Source organism: Ruegeria sp. YTSA219 (genome assembly GCF_059609985.1).
The window spans coordinates 132,231-156,950 of sequence record NZ_JBXWMT010000002.1; the positions used below are offsets into that span (position 1 = coordinate 132,231).

Annotated in this window: 26 protein-coding genes; 13 read left to right on the plus strand and 13 right to left on the minus strand. The window is 57.9% G+C overall.

The features are described from left to right. Positions 1-46 precede the first annotated feature (46 nt). The 5 genes from scpB to argS all read right to left on the minus strand — a co-directional run bounded on the left by scpB (position 47) and on the right by argS (position 5,372). On the minus strand, positions 47-694 hold the full coding sequence (gene scpB, locus AC2FFB_RS03705; RefSeq protein ID WP_281994496.1) for an SMC-Scp complex subunit ScpB: 648 nt from the start codon (positions 692-694) through the stop codon (positions 47-49). Next, positions 687-1,481, minus strand: a complete 795-nt coding sequence (locus AC2FFB_RS03710) for a segregation and condensation protein A (protein WP_142633343.1) — start codon at positions 1,479-1,481, stop codon at positions 687-689. Before AC2FFB_RS03710 ends, scpB begins: the two co-directional genes overlap by 8 nt. Continuing rightward, positions 1,471-2,478: a beta-N-acetylhexosaminidase gene (gene nagZ, locus AC2FFB_RS03715; protein WP_496874511.1), complete on the minus strand. Its 1,008-nt coding sequence runs from the start codon at positions 2,476-2,478 to the stop codon at positions 1,471-1,473. Before nagZ ends, AC2FFB_RS03710 begins: the two co-directional genes overlap by 11 nt. After that, positions 2,475-3,539: an SPOR domain-containing protein gene (locus tag AC2FFB_RS03720; RefSeq protein ID WP_281971960.1), complete on the minus strand. Its 1,065-nt coding sequence runs from the start codon at positions 3,537-3,539 to the stop codon at positions 2,475-2,477. The genes nagZ and AC2FFB_RS03720 overlap by 4 nt, the downstream gene beginning before the upstream one ends. Before the next feature lie 87 nt (positions 3,540-3,626). Next, a complete protein-coding gene (gene argS, locus AC2FFB_RS03725; protein ID WP_496874512.1) occupies positions 3,627-5,372 on the minus strand; it encodes an arginine--tRNA ligase in 1,746 nt (581 codons plus the stop codon). A gap of 131 nt (positions 5,373-5,503) precedes the next feature. Between argS and AC2FFB_RS03730 the strand changes: the two genes are divergently transcribed. Then, positions 5,504-6,055, plus strand: a complete 552-nt coding sequence (locus AC2FFB_RS03730) for a putative pterin-binding protein (protein WP_271947491.1) — start codon at positions 5,504-5,506, stop codon at positions 6,053-6,055. Here the strand turns inward: AC2FFB_RS03730 and AC2FFB_RS03735 are convergent. Then, the gene (locus AC2FFB_RS03735) at positions 6,037-7,209 is read right to left on the minus strand and encodes a deoxyguanosinetriphosphate triphosphohydrolase (protein WP_496688343.1); all 1,173 of its coding nucleotides are present in this window, start codon (positions 7,207-7,209) and stop codon (positions 6,037-6,039) included. The genes AC2FFB_RS03730 and AC2FFB_RS03735 overlap by 19 nt on opposite strands. A 75-nt stretch (positions 7,210-7,284) precedes the next feature. On the opposite strand from AC2FFB_RS03735, the gene AC2FFB_RS03740 reads away from it, so the two are divergent. Together AC2FFB_RS03740 and xth are read left to right on the plus strand one after the other, a co-directional pair. Then, positions 7,285-7,608: a HesB/IscA family protein gene (locus tag AC2FFB_RS03740; RefSeq protein WP_142633331.1), complete on the plus strand. Its 324-nt coding sequence runs from the start codon at positions 7,285-7,287 to the stop codon at positions 7,606-7,608. A 282-nt stretch (positions 7,609-7,890) separates the two neighbouring features. Continuing rightward, positions 7,891-8,670: an exodeoxyribonuclease III gene (xth, locus tag AC2FFB_RS03745; RefSeq protein WP_496874513.1), complete on the plus strand. Its 780-nt coding sequence runs from the start codon at positions 7,891-7,893 to the stop codon at positions 8,668-8,670. 4 nt (positions 8,671-8,674) lie between these two features. Here the strand turns inward: xth and AC2FFB_RS03750 are convergent, their stop codons facing one another. Beyond that, positions 8,675-9,826 carry an FAD-dependent monooxygenase gene (locus AC2FFB_RS03750; RefSeq protein WP_496688345.1) on the minus strand — a complete coding sequence of 384 codons (1,152 nt, stop codon included), beginning with the start codon at positions 9,824-9,826 and terminating at the stop codon, positions 8,675-8,677. Between the two features lie 70 nt (positions 9,827-9,896). Continuing rightward, a complete protein-coding gene (dksA, locus tag AC2FFB_RS03755; protein WP_271947500.1) occupies positions 9,897-10,319 on the minus strand; it encodes an RNA polymerase-binding protein DksA in 423 nt (140 codons plus the stop codon). 373 nt (positions 10,320-10,692) lie between these two features. Between dksA and AC2FFB_RS03760 the strand changes: the two genes are divergently transcribed. From AC2FFB_RS03760 to AC2FFB_RS03780, 5 genes are all read left to right on the plus strand, one after another. After that, positions 10,693-11,538 (plus strand): AAA family ATPase, encoded by an 846-nt coding sequence (locus AC2FFB_RS03760; protein ID WP_271948074.1) that lies wholly within the window; start codon positions 10,693-10,695, stop codon positions 11,536-11,538. A gap of 115 nt (positions 11,539-11,653) precedes the next feature. Then, positions 11,654-12,103: a GNAT family N-acetyltransferase gene (locus tag AC2FFB_RS03765; RefSeq protein ID WP_496688347.1), complete on the plus strand. Its 450-nt coding sequence runs from the start codon at positions 11,654-11,656 to the stop codon at positions 12,101-12,103. Beyond that, positions 12,100-13,452, plus strand: a complete 1,353-nt coding sequence (locus AC2FFB_RS03770; RefSeq protein WP_496874514.1) for a DUF2927 domain-containing protein — start codon at positions 12,100-12,102, stop codon at positions 13,450-13,452. Before AC2FFB_RS03765 ends, AC2FFB_RS03770 begins: the two co-directional genes overlap by 4 nt. Positions 13,453-13,468: 16 nt before the next feature. Next, positions 13,469-13,639, plus strand: a complete 171-nt coding sequence (locus AC2FFB_RS03775) for a hypothetical protein (RefSeq protein WP_496874515.1) — start codon at positions 13,469-13,471, stop codon at positions 13,637-13,639. A gap of 3 nt (positions 13,640-13,642) precedes the next feature. Continuing rightward, a complete protein-coding gene (locus AC2FFB_RS03780) occupies positions 13,643-14,827 on the plus strand; it encodes a vWA domain-containing protein (protein WP_281971955.1) in 1,185 nt (394 codons plus the stop codon). A 36-nt stretch (positions 14,828-14,863) separates the two neighbouring features. On the opposite strand, the gene AC2FFB_RS03785 is transcribed toward AC2FFB_RS03780, so the two are convergent. Next, positions 14,864-16,348: an inorganic phosphate transporter gene (locus tag AC2FFB_RS03785; protein WP_142633316.1), complete on the minus strand. Its 1,485-nt coding sequence runs from the start codon at positions 16,346-16,348 to the stop codon at positions 14,864-14,866. A 171-nt stretch (positions 16,349-16,519) separates the two neighbouring features. On the opposite strand from AC2FFB_RS03785, the gene AC2FFB_RS03790 reads away from it, so the two are divergent. Beyond that, a complete protein-coding gene (locus tag AC2FFB_RS03790; RefSeq protein WP_142633315.1) occupies positions 16,520-17,206 on the plus strand; it encodes a M48 family metallopeptidase in 687 nt (228 codons plus the stop codon). A gap of 71 nt (positions 17,207-17,277) precedes the next feature. Here AC2FFB_RS03790 and AC2FFB_RS03795 read toward each other — a convergent pair whose 3' ends face one another. The 4 genes from AC2FFB_RS03795 to AC2FFB_RS03810 are packed head-to-tail and all read right to left on the minus strand — an operon-like array spanning position 17,278 to position 22,106. Beyond that, positions 17,278-17,820 (minus strand): RSP_2648 family PIN domain-containing protein, encoded by a 543-nt coding sequence (locus AC2FFB_RS03795; RefSeq protein ID WP_496695740.1) that lies wholly within the window; start codon positions 17,818-17,820, stop codon positions 17,278-17,280. Then, positions 17,817-19,019 carry an RSP_2647 family RNA methyltransferase gene (locus AC2FFB_RS03800; protein WP_281971954.1) on the minus strand — a complete coding sequence of 401 codons (1,203 nt, stop codon included), beginning with the start codon at positions 19,017-19,019 and terminating at the stop codon, positions 17,817-17,819. Before AC2FFB_RS03800 ends, AC2FFB_RS03795 begins: the two co-directional genes overlap by 4 nt. 38 nt (positions 19,020-19,057) lie before the next feature. After that, complete coding sequence (locus AC2FFB_RS03805; protein ID WP_496792504.1) at positions 19,058-19,330, minus strand: hypothetical protein; 273 nt, start codon at positions 19,328-19,330, stop codon at positions 19,058-19,060. Then, on the minus strand, positions 19,317-22,106 hold the full coding sequence (locus tag AC2FFB_RS03810; protein WP_496874516.1) for a [protein-PII] uridylyltransferase family protein: 2,790 nt from the start codon (positions 22,104-22,106) through the stop codon (positions 19,317-19,319). Before AC2FFB_RS03810 ends, AC2FFB_RS03805 begins: the two co-directional genes overlap by 14 nt. A gap of 282 nt (positions 22,107-22,388) precedes the next feature. Here AC2FFB_RS03810 and AC2FFB_RS03815 point away from each other — a divergent pair, with 282 nt between their 5' ends. From AC2FFB_RS03815 to AC2FFB_RS03830, 4 genes are all read left to right on the plus strand, one after another. Then, entirely contained in the window at positions 22,389-22,811 is a 423-nt protein-coding gene (locus tag AC2FFB_RS03815; RefSeq protein ID WP_142633305.1) for a DUF2852 domain-containing protein, read from the plus strand. Positions 22,812-22,874: 63 nt separating this feature from the next. Then, a complete protein-coding gene (locus AC2FFB_RS03820) occupies positions 22,875-23,306 on the plus strand; it encodes an RDD family protein (protein ID WP_142635100.1) in 432 nt (143 codons plus the stop codon). 75 nt (positions 23,307-23,381) lie between these two features. Then, positions 23,382-24,206, plus strand: a complete 825-nt coding sequence (locus AC2FFB_RS03825; protein WP_496688360.1) for an arginyltransferase — start codon at positions 23,382-23,384, stop codon at positions 24,204-24,206. A 6-nt stretch (positions 24,207-24,212) separates the two neighbouring features. Beyond that, positions 24,213-24,602, plus strand: a complete 390-nt coding sequence (locus AC2FFB_RS03830) for a VOC family protein (RefSeq protein ID WP_496874517.1) — start codon at positions 24,213-24,215, stop codon at positions 24,600-24,602. Positions 24,603-24,720: the final 118 nt, after the last annotated feature.

The window sequence follows — 24,720 nt, forward strand, 5'->3', positions numbered from 1 at the left end:
AGGCTTCTAAATAGTCGATTTGTGCGGCAACAAAAGGGCCGCGTGATCACTCTTCCTCGAACAGTTCGGTTTGATCTTCGTCTTCCTGCCCCTCTCCCAGTGGGATCGTTCCCGGAGGCGGTCTGTTCTCCAGCAAACCGGCAGCGCGCAATTCTTTCAACCCCGGCAAATCCCTGGCGTTCTCCAGCCCAAAGTGATCCAGAAACTGCGGAGTCACCACGAAAGTCACCGGACGGCCCGGCGTCATGCGACGACGACCCAGTCTGATCCACTCCATCTCCAAAAGTTGGTCGATGGTCCCGCGCGAGACCGATACGCCGCGAATTTCTTCGATCTCGGCACGTGTACAGGGTTGGTGATATGCCACGATCGCCAGCGTTTCGATCGCGGCCCGGCTGAGTTTGCGGGTTTCAACCGTTTCTTTTTGCATCAGAAAACCCAAGTCTGGGGCAGTGCGAATGGCCCAGGATTCACCAACCTGAACCACACGAACACCACGCCCTTCATAGCGTTTCTTAAGCATTTCCACCGCCTGTGACGCGTCGCTGCCATGGGGCATCCGCACTTCAAGATCGGCAATCGTCACCGGCTCGGCACTGGCGAATAACACGGCCTCAACCATGCGTTCCTGTTCGGCCATAGGCGGAGCTTCGAACAGGGTGCCGGTACCTTCTTCCTGAGGCGCGTCAGTCACGGGATTGGGTCCTCTTGCGTAGTTGTATCGGAGCAAAAGTTTCGCTCTGCTGAATTTCCATATGTCCTTCTTTCACCAACTCAAGTGAGGCCGCAAAAGTAGCCGCCGTCGCGGACCGCCTGCGCACCGGGTCGGCATCCCAGCCCTCGGGCAGATAGGTCTCCATATCCGTCCAGGCCCCGGCAAAGCCGATCAGCGGGCGCATACGTTCCAGCGCCTGTTCCATCGTGAATACGGCGTCACGGTCCATGACAAAGGGGCGGAATTCATCACGGGTGCGAATGCGGGCATAGCCCTGCATCAGGTCCAGCAGAGTGGCGGAATAGGTCACGGTGCGGATGCGCGTGACATCCTCGCCCTGCCCGCGTTTGAAGAAATCACGCCCCAGCTGATCGCGCCCCATCAATCGGGCGGCAGCATCGCGCATGGCCTGAAGCCGCTCGAGCTGAAATGCCAGATGCGCAGCCAGTTCTTCGCCCGAGGGGCCTTCGTCATTCGGATCCGGAGGCAGCAGCAAGCGCGATTTCAGAAAGGCCAGCCATGCCGCCATCACCAGATAGTCGGCGGCCAGTTCGATCCGCAGCGCCCGTGCCTTTTCAACAAAGGACAAGTATTGCTGCGCCAGCGCCAGAACCGATATTTTGCGCAGATCAACCTTTTGCGTGCGGGACAGCATCAGCAGCACATCGAGCGGACCTTCAAACCCGTCGACGTCTACGATCAATGCCTCTGCCGCAAGGCGATCCGCGACCGAGACGGGGTCTTCGCTAAAAAGATTATCCGACATACACCTGCCCGCCCATTAGGCGAGAAAGTTCGGCTTCGGCGGCTTGGATGTCAAGTTCCTGCGGGGCTTTGCGCATCGCCAACGCCCGTTCAGCGCGTTTCTGTGCCTGTTCGGACATCTTTTCGGCGGTGCTCAGCACCCTAGCACGGGCATCAAAAGAGCCGTTGCAGTACAAAACCACATCGCACCCTGCAGCTAGCGCCTGATTGGCAATCTCTTCTGGATTTCCGCTGAGGGCCTTCATCGAGATATCATCCGTCATGATCAGCCCGCCAAACCCGATCGTTTTGCGGATCAGGCTGATCATGGTCCGAGAAATCGTAGCAGGTTGAGGGTCAATCCGGTCATAGACCAGATGCGCCGTCATCCCCATCGGCAGATCGTTCAAATCCCGAAACGGGCCGAAATCGGCCTCGGTCAGGTCCTCTTGCGTCAGATCGACATGGGGAAGGTCATGATGGCTGTCCAGCGTGGACAAACCATGACCCGGCATGTGTTTGAGCACCGGCAATACACCGCCATCCAAATGCCCCTCGGCAACCGCACGACCGATCCGGGAAACCATTTTGGGATCAGACCCATAGCAGCGGTTTCTAAGGAACGGATGCGTCTCGTTCCGGGCCAGATCCACCATGGGGGCGCAGTTGCTGTCGATCCCAAGCTCGAACAGTTCATTCGCAATCAGACGATAGCGCAGATACATGGCACGTTCGGCCTGCTCTCCGCTCTGGGCCACGTGATCCAGCGGCGGCATCCATTCCCGTGCCAGCGGTGTGCGCAGTCGTTGCACGCGTCCACCCTCTTGATCAACAGTGATCGGGCAGTTTCGCCCCACAGCCTCGCGGAAATCGTCGCATAGGGCGCGCACCTGATCCGCAGACTCGATATTACGGGCAAACAGAATGAACCCTAATGGGTTCATCTCTCGGAACAGTTTTTTCTCATCAGGCGTCAGGCGCAGACCTTCAGCGTCGGTAATGACTGCGCCGAAATTCACCGCGCGGCAACCGGAATGCAATCAGCGCCTTCGGCCTGCAAAGCGGCACAGAATTGGCGCGAGTCGCTCAGATCGTCAAACCCCAGAACCCGAAGACGATAGAAAGTCCGCCCACCGCTTGAGGTTTTTTGTATAACACGCTGTTTTCCATCCATATAATCCCCGAATCGTCCATTCATGCGATCCCATTCCGAGCGCGCGACGTCCGAATTTTCATAGGCGCCAAGCTGGGCCATACGGGTGCCCTTGGTCAGAGTTTCAGGATCTACATCCAAGCCGACCGCAGCTTTGACCGCCGCGTTGATCGCGTCTTCGGTAGTGCTGTTTGACGTAATTGCGCTGCGCACACCGCCAGCGGGGCGCAGGACCGGGCGCAGCGACCGGCGCACACCAGGCAAAGCCGCCAGTTCTGGGTCCGGTTGCGATGCAGCCAGATCAGCCGGATCAATAGCAGGCTCTTCCTCGGGGATGGTCAAAGAGGCCAACTGAAAACTTTGCTCGCCAACCTGATCGGAATTTTCCGCCTCTCCCGCCAGTTCAGCAACCAGTGCATCAACCGCGCCCTGGCGCATCTGTGTGGCCGTCCGGTCAGAGACGTTTTCCTGGACCACATGTACGGCAGGTGTCGGTTGCAACGGTGCCACCGGAGTATCTTCATCTGTCAGGGAAACCGGGCGCGGTGCAAGGATCAGCCGATCAGCAGGCGGCGCTGCTGTGCCCACTGCCGCAACCGTGTTCACGGCCAAACCCTGATGATCCGCAGGGGTGCCACCCGGGCTATCCGGCTGAATACGCATTGGTCCATCTAAGGCCCGAACAACCGGCACGCCACTCACATCGCGCATTACCAAATTGTAACCCCAAACACCGATGCCAGCGACCAGCGCCAATGATGCAACGGCACCTAGAGCACTAACAATACGACCCAAACCCGCGGGATGGGGCGTTTCGTCATATCCGTGCAAGTCATTAGGGAGGTCATACCCATCCTGAGGATGAGCTTGATTCGTATAATGCATCTGCTCGGGGCGCATTTGCCCCGGGTAATCGTAACTTGCCATGTCCGCCTCACCGCCCGTTTAGCGCCGAAAATAAGGCGCGCGGGTCATTTCTTGCCTACCTCGTACCGGCGGTTCGGACGGTGTTGTTCACCGCATCTCCTGCGCCGGGGTAACGCCAAGAATACCCAAGCCTGCTGAAATCACAACAGAAACGGACCGGGCCAGTGCGATTTTTGACTGGCTTGTGGCAACATCGCCATCCTGAATAAACCGCAGCTGGGTCTCATCGTTGCCCTTGTTCCAAAGCGCGTGGAAATCCCCTGCAAGTTCATACAGATAGAAGGCAACCCGGTGCGGCTCATTGGTGCGCGCGGCGATCTCAACCAGACGCGGCCATTCGGCCAGCTTCTTGGCAACAGTCAGCTCAGAGGCATGGTCGATCTTGCCTAGATCGGCGCTTTTCAGCGTTGGGTCCTGCGCGTCGATCCCGGCCTCAGCTGCACGGCGCAGAACACTCATCACGCGGGCATGGGCATATTGGACGTAGAAAACGGGGTTCTCGCGGCTTTGTTCCAACACCTTGTCAAAGTCAAAATCCAGGGCAGCGTCATTCTTGCGGTTCAGCATCACGAAGCGGGTCACATCCGGGCCAACCTGATCGACCACATCACGCAATGTGACGAAGTTCCCTGCCCGCTTGGACATCTTGAACGGCTCGCCGTTCTTCCACAGTTTCACCAACTGGGTTAGCTTGATATCCAGCGGTACCTTGCCATCGGACAGAGCCGATACTGCGGCCTTCATCCGTTTGACATAGCCACCGTGGTCAGCGCCGAACACATCGATCAACGCGTCAAACCCACGGGTCACTTTGTCATAGTGATAGGCGATATCCGGGGCAAAATAGGTCCAGCTCCCGTCCGATTTCTTGACCGGGCGATCCACGTCGTCGCCATGCTCGGTCGATTTGAACAGGGTCTGCTCACGTGGTTCCCAATCTTCGGGCTTTTTGCCCTTGGGCGGCTCCAGCACGCCCTCATAGATCAGGCCCTTGTCGGTCAGGGATTGCAACGCAGCTTCAATCCGACCCGTGCCATAGAGCGACTTTTCCGAGAAGAACACATCCATCTCAACGCCCAGCGCCTTCAGGTCGGCGCGGATCAGGTCCATCATCGCGTCTGTCGAAAACTCGCGCAGTTCTTCCAGCCAGTCGCTTTCCGGTTTGTCGATCAGGCTGTCACCGTATTTCTCTTTCAGCGCCTCACCAATCGGGATCAGATAGTCGCCAGGATACAGGCCTTCGGCAATCTCGGGGCTCAGCCCGTTTGCCTCGCGATACCGTTCGTAAGCCGAGCGTGCCAGAACATCCACCTGCGCGCCGCCATCATTGATGTAGTATTCACGGGTCACGTTATGGCCGGAATAGGCCAACAGGCTTGCCAGCGCATCTCCGAACACCGCGCCCCGCGTATGACCCACATGCAAGGGGCCGGTCGGGTTGGCCGAGACGTATTCCACGTTGACCTTCTGCCCATGCCCCATGGTCGAGCGGCCATAGTCCGTGCCCTGTTGCAGCACCGCAGCCAGTACACTCTGCCAGACCGATGGCGCCAACCGCAGGTTCAAGAACCCCGGCCCGGCAACCTCGGCACTGGTGATCCGGTTATCCTCGGCCAGCTTTCCGGCCAGCGCATCGGCAATGTCGCGCGGTTTCATCTTGGTGGGCTTTGCCAGCACCATAGCCGCATTCGTCGCCATGTCGCCATGCGCCGCATCGCGCGGCGGTTCAACGGCCACGTTGTCAAAGCTCAGCCCTTCGGGCAGCGCGCCTTCGGACTGCATCTGTGCCAGCGCGTCCAGCACGAGGCTGCGGATCTCGGAAAACAGGTTCATTTCGAATGTCCTTTTGCTTGCCCGGCGGTTTACCACGCGGTGCAGCAAGGTCAATGGACGGCGCCAGAATGCGCTTGGAATAAGAGCCGCCGCCGCTAAGGTCGGTCATATCTATCTAAACGGAGATTCCTATGCGCCTTGCCCTGCCCCTGTGCCTGCTCTTGTCGACCGCCCTGCCCGCTTTTGCAGAAATGCCCGCCCCGCAAGGCCATGTGCTGATAACGCTCGGCGGCTCGGTTGAGAAAACCAACCTGCCCGCACGCGGTGCAGAGGACGGCGGCTTGCTGGGATATCTGGAGGTCACCCATGACGGGGCAGCTGGCTTTGACGCGACATTGCTGGATAGTTTGGATCAGGTCGAGATCACAATTCCCTACGGCACCGAGGACAACCAGCGCGACATCACCTTTAGCGGCCCGCTTTTGTCGGATGTGATGGTCATAGCCGGTGCCGAAGGTAAGACGGCCAAACCGATGGCAATGGACGGGTATCAAGCCGAAATTCCCTGGCATAGTATCTCGACCTATCAGCCTATCCTCGCCACCCACGCCGACGGCGCCCCCATGGGGATCGGAGGGTATGGCCCAACGATGATCGTCTTCCCACCCACCGACGACGCTGAGGCGGCGCAGGATCAGACGGGCCAACAAGTCTGGGCTTTGGCCTATATCGGGGTCGAGTGATCCGCCGGTATCGGGTGGCCAGTCAGTCTGGCATGATCCTGTAGCGCAAACCTGTCGGTCATCCCGGCAATATAGTCCGATACGATCCGGGCTAAGGCAGTCTCATCCTCAGCCTCTTCAATGTCCGCGTGCCAGCGCGCGGGCATTTGCTTCGGATCGCCAAGGTAGATTGGAAACAAATCCTCGACCACTTTGCTGACCTCGGCGCGCACCGTCATCACCGACGGCGCCCTGTACATCCGCGAAAACAGGAAAGCGCGAATTTCCTTCAGTTGCGCCCAAAGGCCTGTTGAGAACTGAATGACCGGATAGCCAAGATGCCGGATCTCTTCGACGCTCTGGGCACCGGACCCTGCGATCAGAGCCCGAGACGTGTCGATCACGTCCGACACCATAACCCCAAACACCCGCCGCAACGCCTCATGCCGACGGCGATAGGGGTCGAGGCCCGGGTACTTGCGATCCACCTCCGAATAACAGTCGCCCACGATCGGCAGTCGCTGAATGTCCTCGTCGCTGAACAACTCCGCCCTCAGCCCGTCCAACAGGTCATGATTGTTATAGGCGATGTCGTCAGACAAGGCCGCCACCTGCGCCTCTGCGCTTGCGTGCGTGTGCAGTTCAAGATTAAACGCCGCATTGCACTCCGCCAGCGCCCAGGGCAGTTCCCCTTCCACCGGTCCGTTATGTTTTGCAATGCCTTCCAGGGTTTCCCACGTAAGGTTGCACCCATCGAACTCGGCATAATGACGCTCGAGCCGGGTGACGATCCGAATGGCCTGCGCGTTATGATCGAACCCGCCATACGGCTGCATGATCTCATGCAAGGCATCCTCGCCAGTATGTCCGAACGGCGTGTGGCCAAGATCATGGGCCAGAGCCACCGCTTCGGTCAGTTCTGGATTCAAACCCAAAGCCCCGGCAATCGTCCGCGCCACCTGCGCGACCTCGATGGAATGGGTCAACCGCGTTCGATAACTATCCCCTTCGTGCTCAACAAAAACTTGGGTCTTGTGCTTGAGCCGCCGAAAGGCGCTGGCATGAATGATCCGGTCCCGGTCGCGCTGAAAGCATGACCGGAAACTGCTTTCTTCCTCTGGCACCAACCGCCCTCTTGCGCGGTCGGGATTCGAGGCAAAACATGCTCTGTCCAACGGTCTGTCCTTGTCGCCTGTCCTTGGGCTTTCTATATGGTAGAGTGGTTAAGAAATAAACCTTTGGAGTTTGGCATGAATCTGCCCCCGACAGTTACAGAACGCGCCTTTGACCGCCTTGCCGAGATCGGCGCAGCCGATCAGGGTCAAGCCCTGCGTGTCGCTGTCGAAGGCGGCGGGTGTTCGGGCTTTCAGTACGAAATTGCATTGGACAAACCCAAAGACGACGATTTGGTTCTTGAGGGTAAGGGGCAGAAGGTCATTGTCGACGCAATCTCACTGCCGTTTCTTGAAAATGCGGTGATTGATTTCACACAAGAACTGATCGGCGCACGCTTTGTGATCGAAAACCCAAACGCCACCTCCTCCTGCGGCTGCGGCACTTCGTTTTCAATGTGATCACCCGTGGGGGTTTCACCCCCACACCCCCAAGGTATTTCTAGCCAGATGAAGCAGGGATCCGCTCTCCGATTTCTAGACCGGAGAGCTTCACCTGGCGCGGTCATCGGCGCCTCCGCCTGTACCGCCAGCTGGTTTTCGGAGATTCTGGTTAACGGTCCGTTTCTTCATCTGGCCAAAAATACCTCGGAGCACGAGGCAGCGCCTCGCAAACCTGTTCTCCGCCTTGCCGTTGGGCCCGTTCTGGGCGATAGGTTGCCAAGGACTGTCGGAGGGCCGCGCATGAAAATCGCCACATTCAACATCAACGGCATCAAGGCGCGGGCCGAAGCATTGCCGCGTTGGCTGGATGATGCCCAGCCCGATGTTGTGCTGCTGCAAGAGATCAAGTCAGTCGACGATAACTTCCCCAGAGAGATCTTTGAGGCGCGCGGGTACAACGTAGAAACGCACGGGCAGAAAAGCTTTAACGGCGTTGCCATTCTGTCGAAGCTACCGCTCGAGGACGTCTCGCGGGGTTTGCCCGGTGATGATGAGGATGAACAGGCCCGCTGGATCGAGGCCACTGTCGTCGGCAAACAGGCACTGCGTATCTGCGGGCTCTATCTGCCAAACGGCAACCCCACCCCGGGGTCAAAATACGACTACAAACTTGCCTGGATGGAGCGACTCTATCATCGGGCCCGCGACCTGATGAACAGTGAAGAACCCGCTCTGATGGCAGGTGATTACAACATCATTCCCCAGGCCGAAGACGCAGCGCGTCCCGATGCCTGGCGCGAGGATGCATTGTTTCGCCCTGAAAGCCGGGCCGCATTTCGGAAAATTCTGAATCTCGGCTTCACCGAGGCCTTTCGCGCTGGCACGCAAGGTCCGGAACATTATTCATTCTGGGATTATCAAGCGGGTGCGTGGAACCGAAATGACGGGATTCGTATTGATCATTTCCTTCTGACCCCTCAGGCCGCTGACCTTTTGCGCGATTGCAAAATCGATTCCGAAATTCGGGGGCACGAAAAACCTTCAGATCATGTTCCGGTTTGGATAGATCTAGATCTGTAATCGGCTAAGCCGTGGCATCGAACTCATAGATCCAATCATATTTTCGGCCCAACCGCGATCCAACTGCCATCAACGCCAGTTGCGCCCCGACACGCATAGGGCCACGTAGATGGAAGTTGCGCGCGTTGGCTCCAGCGGCAGCGACCACCCGAGTTGCCCGCTGGCGACGGGTCGCTTCATAGGCGGCCAGTGCTTGCGAAACGCCGGATTGTTCTTCGAAAGACCGCCCCAGAGTCCAGGCATCTTCTAGTGCAAGGCAAGCACCTTGGGCCATGAAAGGCAGCGTTGGATGAGCTGCGTCGCCCAAAAGCGCCACACGCCCATTCTGCCAGCATTCAGCAACAGGGCGCAGGAACAATGCCCAGATATTCGGGTCCTGAACCTCTTGCAAAATCTCTTTGACCAAGCCGCCAAAACCTGCAAATCGCGCCTTCAGCTCTTCTGGATCACCGCGCAGACGCCAGCCTTCTTCCTGCCAGTCAGACCTCTCTTCGATTGCCACGATGTTCATCAGGGTCTGATCGCGCAAAGGATACGTCACTACATGCCGTCCCGGCCCCATGGTTAGCACCGCGCAAGGGTTCTTGTTGCGCCGGTCCCATGGAATCGTCGCGCGCCAGGCAACCTGATGTGTGAATTTCGGTGTTTCCCTGCCAGTCAGGTCAGCACGAATTGCACTTTGGCCGCCGTCCGCCGCGACTGCACAATCAACCCGAAATCTCGCCCCCGTATCGAGGATGATTTCGGCCTCGGACGGGTGCTTTCGCACCCGTTCCACACGCGCACCAAGGTGAAACTCTACCCCTTTTTGAACCGTCGCTTTGTAGAGAAGATCAAGCAGGTCAGCGCGATGGTAATAATAGGTAGGCCCGGCAGAGGGTGGCACGATTTTGCAGACCAGCCGCCCTGCCCGGTAATCACGAAGGGCCGTTCCATGGGACAAAAGCCCAGCCTCGGGCGTGTCCGCAACAACCTTCAGCGCACGCAGCACAGCCATCCCGTTGGCGCTGATCTGAAGGCCCGCGCCAACCTCGGTCAATTCTGGTGCCTGCTCAAACACGGTCACCACGGCGCCGCGCTGTCGCAGGGTCAAAGCAGCCGCGAGGCCGCCAATGCCACCTCCGACTATGCCGAATTTCGATCCGCTGATGTTCATGTCACCGGCTTAACGCAAAAACGCCGGAGCAAAAGGCCCCGGCGTCTATGTTATCAGATTTTCCCAGCGATCAATCGTCGCGGTGGACCTTTTCGCGACGCTCATGCCGTTCCTGTGCCTCAAGCGTCATGGTCGCGATCGGGCGCGCATCCAAACGTTTCAGCGAAATCGGATCACCGGTCATCTCGCAATAGCCGTACTCGCCTTCATCAATCCGGCGCAGGGCCGAGTCGATCTTGGCCACCAGTTTGCGCTGACGATCGCGGGTGCGCAGTTCCAGCGCGCGATCGGTTTCTTCGCTTGCGCGGTCAGCGACATCCGGAATGTTACGGGTGTTGTCCTGCAGCCCTTCGATCGTATCGCGGCTGCCAGCCATTAGTTCGTTTTTCCAATCCAGCAGCTTGCGACGAAAATACTCTAGCTGCCTGTCATTCATAAATGGTTCGTCTTCAGCTGGACGGTAATCTTCAGGCAGAAAAACTTCCTGCTTCATTTTTGCTCCCTCGGTGTGGCCTGCAACGCCGGTCACTCTCTCATTACCTGACATGCGGCAATCCCCTTCTGCGGAGCGTTTATCTGACAGCGCAGTAATTGTCACTATGCAAACGTCGCCCCGGCGCCGCGCCATTACGCGTGATCTAAATACGTCCAATCAAACAACAAAACCTTGTTTTTCTGTGAAAATTAACTGACCATTTCAGGGCAACGCCAAAAAGACGGCACCGGAGGTTAGCGCACGAATCAACCAAAAGCATTGTAGTTACTTGGCAATTTCCCTTCATGCGACGCAGCGACCTGGCTTGTCAAAATTTCTGCTGCGCGGTAACCCCAAGGGCGCATTTCGCGCGACACTTGATGAGGGGCCAATGACCGCACGTTTCCAAGGAACAGCCGAATACGTCGCCACAGACGATCTGACCATTGCGGTAAATGCCGCCGTGACGCTGGAACGTCCCTTGCTGGTCAAAGGTGAGCCGGGAACTGGCAAGACCGAGTTGGCCAAGCAGGTGGCCGGAGCGTTGGGGCTGCGGATGATCGAGTGGAACGTGAAATCCACCACCCGCGCGCAGCAGGGACTGTATGAATACGATGCCGTCAGTCGTCTGCGCGACAGCCAGTTGGGTGAAGAGCGCGTGCACGACGTGTCGAACTATATCCGCAAGGGTAAATTGTGGCAGGCCTTTGAAACCGATGAAAAGGTCGTGTTGTTGATCGACGAGATCGACAAGGCCGATATCGAGTTTCCGAACGATTTGCTGCAAGAGCTCGATAAGATGGAGTTCCACGTCTACGAGACCAGCGAAACGATCCGCGCCAAGAACCGTCCGATCGTCATCATCACATCGAACAATGAAAAGGAACTGCCCGACGCCTTCCTGCGCCGGTGTTTCTTTCACTATATCCGGTTCCCTGATGAGGCTACGATGCGCCGCATCGTCGAGGTCCATCATCCCGGCATCAAAGACGCGCTTTTGACAACGGCTCTGACCCAGTTCTATGAGATTCGCGAAACTCAGGGCCTGAAGAAAAAGCCATCAACCTCAGAGGTGCTGGACTGGCTCAAGCTGCTGCTGGCCGAGGACCTGACCGCCGAAGATCTCAAGCGCGATGGCGCCAATGCCCTGCCCAAACTGCACGGTGCGCTGCTTAAGAATGAACAGGACGTGCACCTGTTCGAACGCCTGGCATTCATGGCCCGCAACAAACGCTGAGCCGGTAAACCCTCGGTGATCGCCGCTTGCCTTAGCAAGTCTCGGATGCAAGCATTGGTCTCGGGTTGCCCGGCTTGTCCGGGCAATTTACCATCAGACCCAACGGGACTCAGCAATGCCAGAAACAGTAACAATTCGAGCCTTGCATCCGACTGATCGCGAGGACTGGGCGGATATGTGGCGGGACTATCTGGCGTTTTATGAAACGACGGTTCCGGATTCCGTCTATGACAGCACATTCTCGCGACTGCTGGGCGATGATCCGAACGATTTTTCTTGTTTCGTCGCGCAGGCCGACGGAGGGCTTGTGGGTTTGACCCACTTTCTGTTCCACCGCCATGCCTGGAAGGAAGAAAGCGTGTGCTACTTGCAGGACCTATTCGCCCGGCCCGAGGCGCGCGGCATGGGGGTCGGTCGCGCTTTGATTCAGGCCGTTTACGACGAAGCGGACCGGCAAGGTGCACCGTCTGTCTATTGGCTGACGCAGGATTTCAACCATACCGCGCGAAAGCTCTATGACAGGATCGGCAAACAGACACCTTTCATCAAGTATCAGCGCCCATGACGCGATGGGTCGCAATCTTGATCAGCTTTGTCCTGACTGCATGTGCCACGATTGAGCCTGCCGAAAGCCCACCCGAGATTGTGGACGTCGAACCACCCCTGCCCCCCGCCAAGTCCTTTACGCGTGCATATCCCTCGCCTCCGGCGCGGTCGAATGAAAACATGGCAGCGGATTTCATCTCTCTGCATTTCGCACTGGAAGGGGGTACGGAACTGCCTGTTTTTACCCGGTTCGAAACCCCGATCACGGTGCGGTTGACAGGGGCTGCGACGGCCTCGCTTCAAAAGGATCTGGGCCGCCTGCTGACCCGTCTGCGCACCGAGGCCGGGATAGACATCAAACAGATCAGGGACGGTCAGGCCAACATCACGATCGCGGCGGTCAGTCAAAAAGAGATTCAGGCCATCCTGCCTCAGGCTGCATGTTTCGTGGTACCCAATGCCTCAAGCCTTGAGGAGTACCGCCGGGATCGGTTCAAACAGAAAAGCAGCTGGACCAAACTGAGCAGCCGTGAGCGACTGGGCATCTTCATTCCCGCAGATGCAAGTCCGCAGGAAAAACGTGACTGCCTGCACGAAGAGATCGCACAGGCGCTTGGCCCGCTGAATGACCTGTATCGCCTTCCGGACTCGGTATTCAACGATGACAATATCCACACGGTTCTGACCGGGTTCGACATGTTGATCCTGAAGGCCGCATATTCATCCCAACTGCACAGCGGTATGACACGTGAACAGGTCGAAACGGCCATACCCGAAATTCTCTCGCGTCTGAATCCGCGCGGTGATGCGGTGCCGGTACAGCCCATGTCGGAAACTCCACGAGCCTGGATTTCAGCAATTCAGAAATCCTTGCAATCCAGTCGCAGCCAGCAATCGCGCATGAGGCAGGCCCGCAAGGCAGCCCGAATTGGCAAGGAACAAGGTTGGACCGATCACCGGCGCGCTTACCCTCATTACCTGATGGGCCGAATGGAACAGTTCAATGATCCGCATGAAGCGTTGCGCCAATATGATATTGCCCTGCAGTTTCTGCGCGCTACACCGGGCACGGAATTGCATCGATCCTACATCACGACCCAACTGGGCGCCTTTGCGCTTTCTCAAGGCAATGGGCCAGAGTTCCTGCCCAAAATCGACGACGCTATTAACGTGATGACACGGGCTGAGAACGCCTCGCAGCTTGCAACGTTATTGTTGCTGAAAGCCGAGGTCCTGAATGAAGTCGGCCGTTCCGCAGAGGCACGTTCCGTCAGACTGGACAGTCTGAGATGGGCACGATACGGCTTTGGCTCGGATGTAGTGGCCCGGTCGCTTATGCAGGACGTCGCAGAAGGACCAGTCAATTAACGGGGGCGATTAACGCATGATAATGGTTCTGGGACTGGCGGTGCTGGGTGCGCTCCTTGGGGCGCTGACCGCGCGCAAACGCAACGGCAGCGGCGCCGATATCGCGCAATATGCAGCCGGATATGGAATCGCCTTTGCGCTGGTCGGGCTTATCCTGTCCTTGGTTCTGGTTCGCTTTGTGGTGTAGCCCATGTTTGTTCCCTTTTTCGAAAACCTTCGCAAAGCCGGTATCCCCGTATCCCTGCGGGAATATCTGACCTTTCTGGAGGGTATGAAAAAGGGGCTGGCAACCTATGATGTCGAGGCGTTTTATTACCTCGCCCGCGTGTCGATGGTGAAGGACGAACGCAATATCGACAAATTCGACCGCGCTTTTGCCGCCAGCTTTGAAGGGCTGGAACAGATCGGGTTCGAACAGGTCCTCGAAGCCGTCGACATCCCTGCCGAATGGCTGGCGAAGATGGCGGAAAAGCACCTCAGCGAAGAGGAAAAAGCCGAGATCGAGGCCCTTGGCGGATTCGACAAGCTGATGGAGACGCTGAAAGAGCGGCTCAAGGATCAGCAAGGCCGCCATCAAGGTGGCAACAAGTGGATCGGTACGGCAGGAACGTCGCCCTTCGGAGCCTACGGGTACAATCCGGAAGGTGTGCGGATCGGCCAGAAGGAAAGCCGTCATCAGCGCGCGGTCAAGGTTTGGGACAAGCGCGAATTCAAGAACCTGGACGACACGGTCGAGCTGGGCACGCGCAACATCAAGGTCGCGTTGAAGCGCCTGCGCCGCTGGGCCCGCGAGGGTGCGGCGGAAGAGCTTGATCTGGACGGCACCATCCGCGCCACAGCCGAGCATGGATATCTAGACGTCAAAACCCGGCCCGAACGGCACAATGCCGTCAAGGTGCTGTTGTTTCTGGACGTCGGAGGCTCAATGGACCCACATATCAAAGTGGTTGAAGAGCTGTTCTCGGCCGCAAGAACCGAATTCAAGCATCTGGAATATTACTACTTCCACAACTGCCTGTACGAAGGTGTCTGGCGTGACAACATCCGCCGCTGGGACCAGCAGACGCCGACCCATGAGGTGCTGCGCACCTATGGTCCCGATTACAAATGCATCTTCGTCGGCGACGCCTCGATGAGCCCTTATGAGGTCGCCTATCCCGGCGGTGCCAATGAACATTGGAACCAGGAGGCTGGCCAGATCTGGCTGCAGCGGGCACGCGACCAATGGGCATCCAACCTGTGGATTAACCCAGTGCCTGAGAAGTATTGGGAATATACCCACTCAATCGGAATGATCCGCGAGATTTTTCAGGATCGGATGGTGCCGATGACTCTGGCCGGGCTGGAAAAAGGAATGCGCGAGCTGACGCGATAACGCCAGCCCGCGGATCAGGTTCTGCCAAGGCCGGGATTACCCGGCGATGGCCTGAATGCCCAGAAACAGAACACCCGACAACACAGCCGCCGCGGGCACGGTAATAATCCAGGCTGCTATGATCGTCATAAAGTGCGAGCGGCGCACCAGCTTGCGCCGGCGGCGTTCTTCCGGTGCCAGAACCGTCCGCTCAGGCACTGTAATGCGGGCTTTACGCAGCCGTCTTTCAGCATCCCATTCCCGGAAGAAGCCGACACCAAAGACGGCACCCACTGCAATATGGGTCGAGCTTACGGGAAGACCCAGCCAACTGGCCACGATAACGGTGATGGCTGCGGACAGCGCAACGCAATAGGCACGCATCGGGTTAAGTTTGGTTATTTGGCTGCCAACCATTCGGATCAGTTTTGGCCCAAACAGGAACAGGCCAAACGAAATGCCAAAGGCGCCGATGATCATGACCCAATAGGGAATACTGATCGCCTGGGTGAAATCACCTGAGGCAGAGGCTTGCACGATGGCCGCCAAAGGACCAACGGCATTGGCCACATCATTGGCCCCATGTGCAAAGCTGAGAAGTGCAGCGGACACGATCAGCGGAATGCCAAACAATATTTTGAGGGACTTGTTGCGGTTCTCCAGCCCTTCGGATTGACGCCGAATAACCGGAATCATCACGGCCCAGACCAACGCCCCGCAGACTGCCCCGATCAGCAGAGCAGTGCTCAGGTCGATCTTGACGATCTTCTTGATACCCTTCAGCGCCAGGTAGCTTGCAAACGCCCCCGCCATGATACCAACCAGCATCGGAACCCATTTCCGGGCCGCCGCGATCTTGTCGTCCTGATAGATGATCCTGGCCTTAATGAACCAAAGAAAACCAGCCGCCACCAGACCGCCAAGCATCGGCGAGATAACCCAGCTGGCCGCGATCTTGCTCATCGTCCCCCAGCTTACTGCGCCAAAACCGGCTGCGGCGATCCCCGCCCCCATGACGCCTCCGACAACCGAGTGGGTCGTGGACACGGGCGCTCCGACCCAGGTCGCCAGGTTGACCCAAAGCGCCGAAGACAGCAAAGCCGCCATCATCGCCCAGATGAATACAGTCTGCGTTCCCATGCTTTCAGGAGCGATAATGCCCTTCGCGATCGTGGAAACAACGTCACCTCCAGCGATCAGCGCGCCTGCACTTTCGAATATGGCAGCAATCGCGATGGCGCCCCCCATGGTCAGCGCATTGGCCCCGACCGCCGGTCCCATATTGTTGGCAACATCATTGGCCCCGATATTCAGCGCCATATATGCCCCAAACATTGCCGCAAGTACTACGATCAGCGTGTTGTTGCCTTGTCCGAACAGGAAGGCTGCCACAAGACCTGCGACAACGATAAAAGAAAGCGCGATGCCAGACCCGACAAATGGGCGACCCACCTGTGAGGTTGCCACTTCTAGCCGAGAAAAGCGTCTAAGGTCGCGGTCAAGCGTTTCCAGGTGACGGGCTTCGTGGTCATTGTTGGACATTGTGTGTTCTCCGACGAGTTCCCGTGCGGATAAGGCGGCAGGCGGCGTTTTTCAACAGTTAGAATCCTAATGAACCCAGTTTCCACTGCGTCATGGCAGCTTGGAGACCTTTCAGGCCCACGGAAACGCTGATGCCTTGCCCTTGTGTCTGCTTATCCCCATATCAGAACCATGCTCCGAATTACTCCGATTCTTCTGGCGGTTCTGTATGCCGTGGTGATGTACCGGATCTCGGTCTGGCGCACTCATCGCGAGCTTGACCTGAAATCGACCGAACTGGCCGATCCCGCCCTCAAGCGTATGACTGACCGGCTGGCGGCGGCGCTGGGGATCGAGAGGGTTCCGGTCTATATATATGAAATCGACCCGGTGAACGGGCTTGCGGCGCCGGATGGACGAATATTCATCACACGCGGGTTTTATCGCAAGTTCCTCAATGGCGAGGTTTCCGCCGAAGAGATGGCGAGCGTCATCGCACATGAACTGGGGCATGTGGCCTTGGGTCATGCACGGCGACGGATGATTGATTTTTCTGGACAGAATGCGTTGCGGACAGCCTTGATGCTGCTTCTGAGCCGGTTCATCCCATTCATCGGTGCGATGATTGCAAACGCGCTGACTGCGCTTTTGGCGTCGCGCCTGTCACGTGGGGATGAATATGAAGCAGATGAATATGCCGCCGCCCTGCTAACCAAAGCCGGAATCGGCATCGGCCCGCAAAAGTCTCTGTTTCACAAGCTTGAGGATTTGACGCAGCAACGCGCGGGCGTTGTACCCGCCTGGTTGATGAGCCATCCCAAAACGGATGAGCGGATTGCGGCACTGGAAGTGCTTGAGCAGCGTTGGGCGCGTGGCTGAGGCTCGGCGGCGAGAGGCCAGCCTCTCGCGCTCTCCGAGGTAATTTTAGCCAGATGAAGCAGGGATCCCACTTAGCTGGCGAGCGCTTTACCCAGACGCGGCAGGCGGGCTTTTTTCATCAATCCACGCAAAGTCCATGTATCGCCTGACAGGCGGTTTGCTTCGGCCAGTACCTGCTGTGCAAGCTGGTCCAGCCCTTGCGGGTCGTTATACCAGAAACCATACAGCAGACTGTCAGGGTCACGCCGCTCAAGCCCTTCTTCTGCAAGAATATTTCTGGGGAAATCCTTGGCGTTGACCGTGACGATGGTATCCGCTGACGCGGCTACTGCAGTGGCCAAAACGTGGATATCTGCTGCGTCCGGCAGCCAGAGCCGAGCCTGCAGACCGTCATTGGCTGGGCGTTCTGCCTTGGGCCATTTGACCTGCGTCAGGGCAATCTCGGCACGGGCCTGCGCCTCGCCCTCGGGGCCCAGTTTGCGTGCGGCGCGGGCCCATTCCTCGAGGATGCGCGCCGACCATATAGGGGTGAAATGACCTAGTCGGGCGGTGCCCAACAGCATCTCACGCATCACCGTTGGATAGATGACGCAGGTATCGAGTACAGCCTTCATAACCGGTAGAACACGGCCTTGAGGTAACCGCTTTCAGCCAGCTGCGGCAGTTGCGGGTGATCGGGCCCGGCAAAGCCCGTATGGATCAGTTGGGCTGAGCGCCCGGCGCGCCCGATACCACGGGATGAGGCGTCGCGGAAGCGGCCCAGATCAGCAGCGTGCGAGCAAGAGCATAAGCCCAGATATCCGCCCGGCTTGACCAGTGTGGCGGCCAATCGCGCAATGCGTTCATAGGCCCGCAGCCCTGCATCCAGCGCCTGCCTTGATGGTGCAAAGGCGGGAGGATCACAGATAACGACGTCAAATTTAGCGCCTTCGTCGTTCAACTGAGCCAACACATCAAAGGCATCGCCTTGGCGCGTGTCGAATTGATCGGCAAAGCCAGAAGCCTCGGCCCCTTTTGCGGCCAACTCCAATGCCGCGGCCGACCCATCGACCGACAGCGCCTGTCCGGCGCCACCCGCCAGCATTGCCAACCCGAAGCCTCCGACATGGCTGAAGACATCCAGTACCTGTGCCTTGGGTTGAACCAGCTGCGCAGCAAAGGCGTGATTGGGGCGTTGGTCATAGAACAGGCCGGTTTTCTGACCGCCCGCCAAATCCGCCATATAGGTTGCACCGTTCATCAACACGGGCAAAGGCGCATCTGGGACAGTGCCGCGCAAGGTCAGGTTGACATCATCCAACCCTTCCAGACCGCGTGTCCGGCCCGAGGCGTTTTTCAGCACGGTCGTCACGCCGGTCACAGCGACCAGCGCGTCGGTCAACATGTCGAGATACGCCTCGGCCCAGGCGGCGTTTGGCTGGATCACACAGGCCTCACCGAACCGGTCGATGATGACACCCGGAAAGCCATCCGCCTCGGCATGGATCAGGCGGTAAAAGGGCGAGTCAAACAGGCGTTCGCGCATATCAAGCGCGCGGCGCAGACGGGTTTCGAACCAATCAGCCGTCAGCTCGGCGTCAGGATCGCGGTCCAGAACACGGCACATGATTTTCGATTCAGGATTGACCGCCACCAACGCGATCGGCGCGCGATTTTCATCCTCGAGCACGGCCAGCGCGCCAGCAGGGATTTTGCGCGTGCGACGGTCGGTGACAATGTCATTGGCATAGACCCACGGGAAGCCATGGCGCAGGCCGCGCGCATTGGCTTTGGGTTTCAGGCGGATACGGGGACGGACTGCAGTTTGGGTCATGGCGACCTCATAGTCGCGAACACGCCGAGGGGAAAGCCCTAGCGGTTGCGAGACCGCCAACCACCGCGCCGTTTCGGCGCCTGAGTAGATTGCAACCCTTCGGTCAGCACCTGTGTCATTGGGTGATCGACCTCATCTTTGGCATAGATGGCGTGCAGGTCAGACAGGGCTTGCCTCTGATCACGCCCCTCCGGAAGGCTTAACGCCCAGTCCAGAAAGATACTGCGACATTCGGGCAATGTGATGCCATCGATGCGATAGGCCTCGCGGATCAGGCCTTTGTGATCGTTCGGATCGTCATTGCGCGGCATCTTTATCCTCCTGAATCACGCGGCCGATAACTTCGGCGGCGATATCGTAGCTTTCCTGCAACGCGGCCTGCAACTGTTCTACCTGCTCATACCCGGTGGCCCGACACAGGAAGGCGGAACCCCCCTCTCCGATTTTATCGGCCTCGATAACCTTACCTGACAACAGCCGAGCTGCGCATTGCACAGACCAGCATAGATCGTAGCAATCCTTCAACGTTTGCGCCTGAGCGACATCCAAAAGCGCGGCTGCGACTGCACCGTCCAACCCGGCATGTACATCGCGCTTTGCAACACCGGACAGTAAAGCGCCTGTTTCGGCCATCAGCTCTATGTCCATCATGCGTCCGGCCCCATTCTTGGCATCCCAAATACCGGCGGGGGTTTTCGCGGCTGCCAGACGCGCGCGCATTTCGGCAACTTCGCGCAAAACCTGCGCCTGATCGCGGGAGCGCGAAACAAGCTCTGTTCGAAAGCCCTCGATATCGTCGGCCAGAGAGGGCTCACCGGCGACGGGATTTGCGCGCGTCAGGGCTAGGTGTTCCCACACCCATGCCTCATTCTGCTGATAGTTCGTGAAGCTGGCCCAACTGGTCGCCACCGGCCCCTGATTGCCCGAGGGGCGCAGCCGCATGTCGACCTCATAAAGTCGCCCCTGCGACATTGGAGCCGACAGCGCCGTGATCAGTGCCTGCGTGAACCGGGCATAGTAGGTCCGCGTGGCAAGAGGCCGTGGGCCCTCGGACATGTCCTGATCCAGCGGGTCGTAGATCACGATCATATCAAGGTCAGATTGCGAGTTGATCCGCCCTGCCCCCAGGGATCCCATGCCCAACACAGCGGCACCGCGACCAGGTGCGGGCCCGTGTTTGCTGGTGAACTGGTCCACAACACATGGCAGGATCGCAGCGATCACCGCGCTTGCAAGTTCGGCATATTGCTGCCCGGCCTGCACGCCGTCGATCAACCCGCGCAGATGGTGAACGCCGATCCGGAAATGCCATTCCTTGCACCAGCGCCGCGCCAGATCAAGCTGGCTTTCGTAGTCCTGCTCCTGCGAGAGTTCTCGCTCCAATTCGCCCTGCAGCACCGTCCGGCCCGGCCAGTCGTCAAAGAAGCTGCCGCCAATCACCGCATCAAAGACCGAGGCGTTGTGCGACAAATGCGCGGCCAATGCATGCGACGTGCCTACTATATCGACAAGCAGGTCGATAAGCTGCGGGTTGGCCTCGAACAGAGAAAACAGCTGCACGCCCGCAGGCAACCCGCGAAGGAAGCCGTCCAGTGCCAGCAGCGCCTCATCCGGTTGGGCGGTTTTGGCAAGACGCGTCAGCAGCTCTGGTTTCAGCCGTTCGAAAATCCGCGCCCCGCGCTGAGAACGCAGTGATGGGTAGGTCGTCCAGCGCGCCAATATGCTTTCGTCAAATTCAACTTCTGGCAAAGGTGCACGGGCTGTCGGGCCGGGGGCGAAAAAACCTTCGGTCAACTCATGAACCTCGGTCAGTCGCCGTTTCAGATCCGCAGTCAGATCGGCGCTATCAATCCCCATCAGGCATGCAATCCGCTCAATCCCGTCCGAGGATTGCGGAATCTTATGGGTCTGCGCATCATGGATCATCTGAATGCGGTGTTCGACTTCGCGATGCGCGCGGTAGTGATCGGTAAGCTTTTCAGCCACGTCCTCGGGCACCCACCCTTTGCCGGCCAAAGCCGCCAAACCCGGTACAGTGCCACGCACGCGCAGGTCCGTATCGCGACCTCCGGCAATCAACTGTCGGGTCTGAGTGAAGAATTCAATCTCGCGTATCCCGCCTTGCCCTAGTTTCATATCATGACCCGGAATGGTCAGCGCACCGCCTGTCCCTTTGTTTTCGCGGATACGCAAGCGCATGTCATGGGCATCCTGAATAGCCGCGAAGTCCAGATGCCTTCGCCAGATGAAGGGGCGGAGCGTATCCAGGAAACGCTGCCCCGCAGCGATATCGCCAGCGCAGGGACGCGCTTTGATATATGCGGCGCGCTCCCAAGTGCGGCCCAGACTTTCATAGTACCGTTCGGCAGCTTCCGCAGCCAGACAAACTGGCGTCACCGCAGGGTCAGGCCGCAGCCTTAGATCCGTGCGAAATACATATCCATCCGCTGTCTTGTCACTGAGTGTGGCGCAGAAATTCCGTGTCGCCCGGACCATCCCTTGCCGCGCATCATAGAAATCGTCCGGATCATAGCGCGTTTCGTCAAACAAAACGATCAGGTCGATATCAGAGCTGTAGTTCAACTCATGCGCACCCATCTTGCCCATGGCCAATATGATCATTCCCGCGGCAGAGGCGATATCATCTTCGGTCATCCCCGGCAATTTACCTCGCCGGATCAAGGTTGCAATCTCGGCCTTGGCGGCAACATCCGCTACCATGGCCCCGAAATCGGTTAGTGCCCCTGTAACTTTTTCCAACGGCCAGGCCCCTGCCAGATCCGCTAGGGCGGTCAACAGCGCTAAACGCCTCTTGGCCTGCCTCAGCCCCGGCCTGAGTTGATCCGCAGGCAAGGCCCTTGCGGTTTCCATAATGGATGCAAGCATCGCGTCCGGTTGCGCCAAAGCTTGCGGTAGCCAGTCAGCTTCCAGATCAATCAGGCCTTTGAGATAGGGGCTGGAACCCGCAGCCCCTGCGATCAGTTCCCCCTGCTCAGGTGTAATGCCACCCACTGCATCGCGCGCTTCGGAACCAAGTGAAGGATCAAAGGCGCGCGGTACACGGTTGACGGCAAGAAGTCCTGTCATTTCATCTCCGATGACGTGGTTTCAGTATTTCTGTGGCCAAATATCTGACCCGACATTGCAACAATTTGGCGCTTAACTCAAAACAGCGCCGCAGCAGACAACCCAGCCAATGTTTGAAAGAAACCGTGGTGCGTTAGACTGAAATTGCGCTTGTTCAGATGTCAGGTCAACCATCCGAAATTCAGAAATGTAAATCATTTTCACATTGACCTCTTGTAACTGGGTTTGGTGCCCCCATCTATTCAATGTGAAGGCAATTTACATCTAACCCGGAGAGCACCAATGACCGCATTGACCGAACACGCCGTCCCTGAAAACCCGGGATGGCTCAGCCGCGCAGAAGCCTGGCTTGACGATAAAGGCAAAGGGGCCTGGATCGCAGCCATGGTCCTTGGCTTTATCTTTTTCTGGCCCGTCGGCCTGGCCCTTCTGGCCTACATGATCTGGAGCAAACGTATGTTCAACAAATCCTGCAGCCGTCGCAAATCCTGGCACAGCCACATGAGCGCAATGAAACCCTCGGGCAACAGCGCATTCGACGCCTACAAGTCCGACACTCTGGCTCGGCTGGAGCGTGAGCAACAGGAATTCGAAGCGTTCCTGCATCGCCTGCGCGAAGCGAAAGACAAGGCCGAATTCGACCAGTTCATGGATGAACGCGTCCGCGAGAACCGCGAAAGCGATGAAACCGGCGATAACGCCTGATCGACCTTGCCCTGTTCCGACAATCGGGACAGGGTATTTGAAACATCTACCGGAATGACCCGTATGCACTCCTTGCCAGACCCGAACCGACAGCCCGAGTTTTACCAGTCCGTCACGACCAAACGGTTCCTGGCCTGGCTGTTCGATATCGCCTTTATTTCGCTGCTTTGTACCGTCGCCATCGTCCTGACCCTCGGGCTAGGCGTACTGATACTCGCCCTGATTTATGCGGTGGTCAGTTTTGTCTATCGCGTCGTCACAATCGCCAACGGCTCGGCCACTCTGGGTATGCGTTTCATGGGGGTCGAACTGCGCGACGCTTTTGGTGAACGAATGGACACAGGTAAAGCGGTCGCACACACAGCCGGTTATTTTGTCAGCATGGCATTTCCGGTGCTGCAAATCATTTCAGTCATCATGATGCTGACCGGCGCGCGCGGCCAGGGCCTGACTGACACCCTTCTCGGAACTGTTATGATTAACCGTCGCGCTTAAAAGACTGTCGCGTGAATCACTTGGCGGCTCCGGGAACGGTTGTTATCATCCCGTTTCAGGAACCATAGGACATTCATGCGACACACGCTGCCAATCGCGCCGCAATTCTACGTTACGGCCCCTCAGCCTTGCCCTTATCTTGAGGGCAAGATGGAGCGTAAGCTGTTCACAGCGCTGCAGGGCGAAGGCGCAAATCAACTGAATGACTCCCTTTCCCAGCAAGGGTTTCGACGGTCTCAGAACGTCCTATACCGCCCTTCCTGCACCGATTGCGCCGCGTGTTTGTCCGCGCGGATTGACGTTTCGGCCTTTCAACCCAGCAAAAGCCAGAAACGCGCGGTCAGGCGGAACTCATATCTGCGACGCCGGGCGAATTCCCCATGGGCTACCGACGAACAGTATGACCTGTTCCGCACCTATCTTGACACCCGACATGCGGATGGCGGCATGGCGGATATGGACGTCTTCGAATTTGCAGCCATGATCGAAGAGACCCCCATACGCAGCCGAGTGGTCGAATATTCAGACCCGGAATCTGGCAATCTGATCGCTGTCAGTTTGACCGATGTCTTGGATGACGGGCTGAGCATGGTCTATTCATTCTATAGCCCGGAACAGCCTCAGAATTCACTGGGCACGTACATGATTTTGGATCACATCGACATCGCACGCGAGGCGGGTCTGCCCTATATTTATCTTGGCTACTGGGTGCCTGGCAGCCCGAAAATGGGATACAAATCCCGCTTTGCAGGGCTGGAAGTTTACAGTCAGGGCGAATGGAAACGGGTCAAGGATCCCTATGACATTGCACATGACGGCCACCACCCGCTGTCCACAGCCCCCATCGCCGAACAGGTTGCCAGCATCCAACTGCCTGATCGTCACCCGACCAAAGGCTGAAACCTGATGCAACAAAGCCTCCACGCCGTTACGCTTGTCGTGCCGGATTACGATGATGCCATCGCCTTTTTCACGCATACACTCAGCTTTTCCCTGACGCAGGACATCGACTTGGGCGCTGGAAAAAGATGGGTCCGCGTAAGCCCACCCGGATCCACCGGGGGCTCACTTCTACTCGCCAGGGCCATCGATGCAGATCAGAGAACCGCAATCGGCAACCAGACAGGTGGTCGGGTCGGCTTCTTTCTGGAAACAGACAATTTCGACCGCGACTATAAGGACATGCTGGCCAAAGGCGTCCATTTCGAAGAAGCCCCGCGCCAAGAACCATATGGAACCGTAGCAGTCTGGCAGGACCCGTTCGGAAACAGATGGGATCTGATCCAATTCACCTGATCCGCATCTTCATCTGGCCAAAAATACCTCGGGGTTGAATTGACCGCAGGCCAAGAAGGGGCTGGCCCCTTCTACCTACAAACAAAGCAAAGGGGGCCAGCTGGCCCCCCTTTTCATT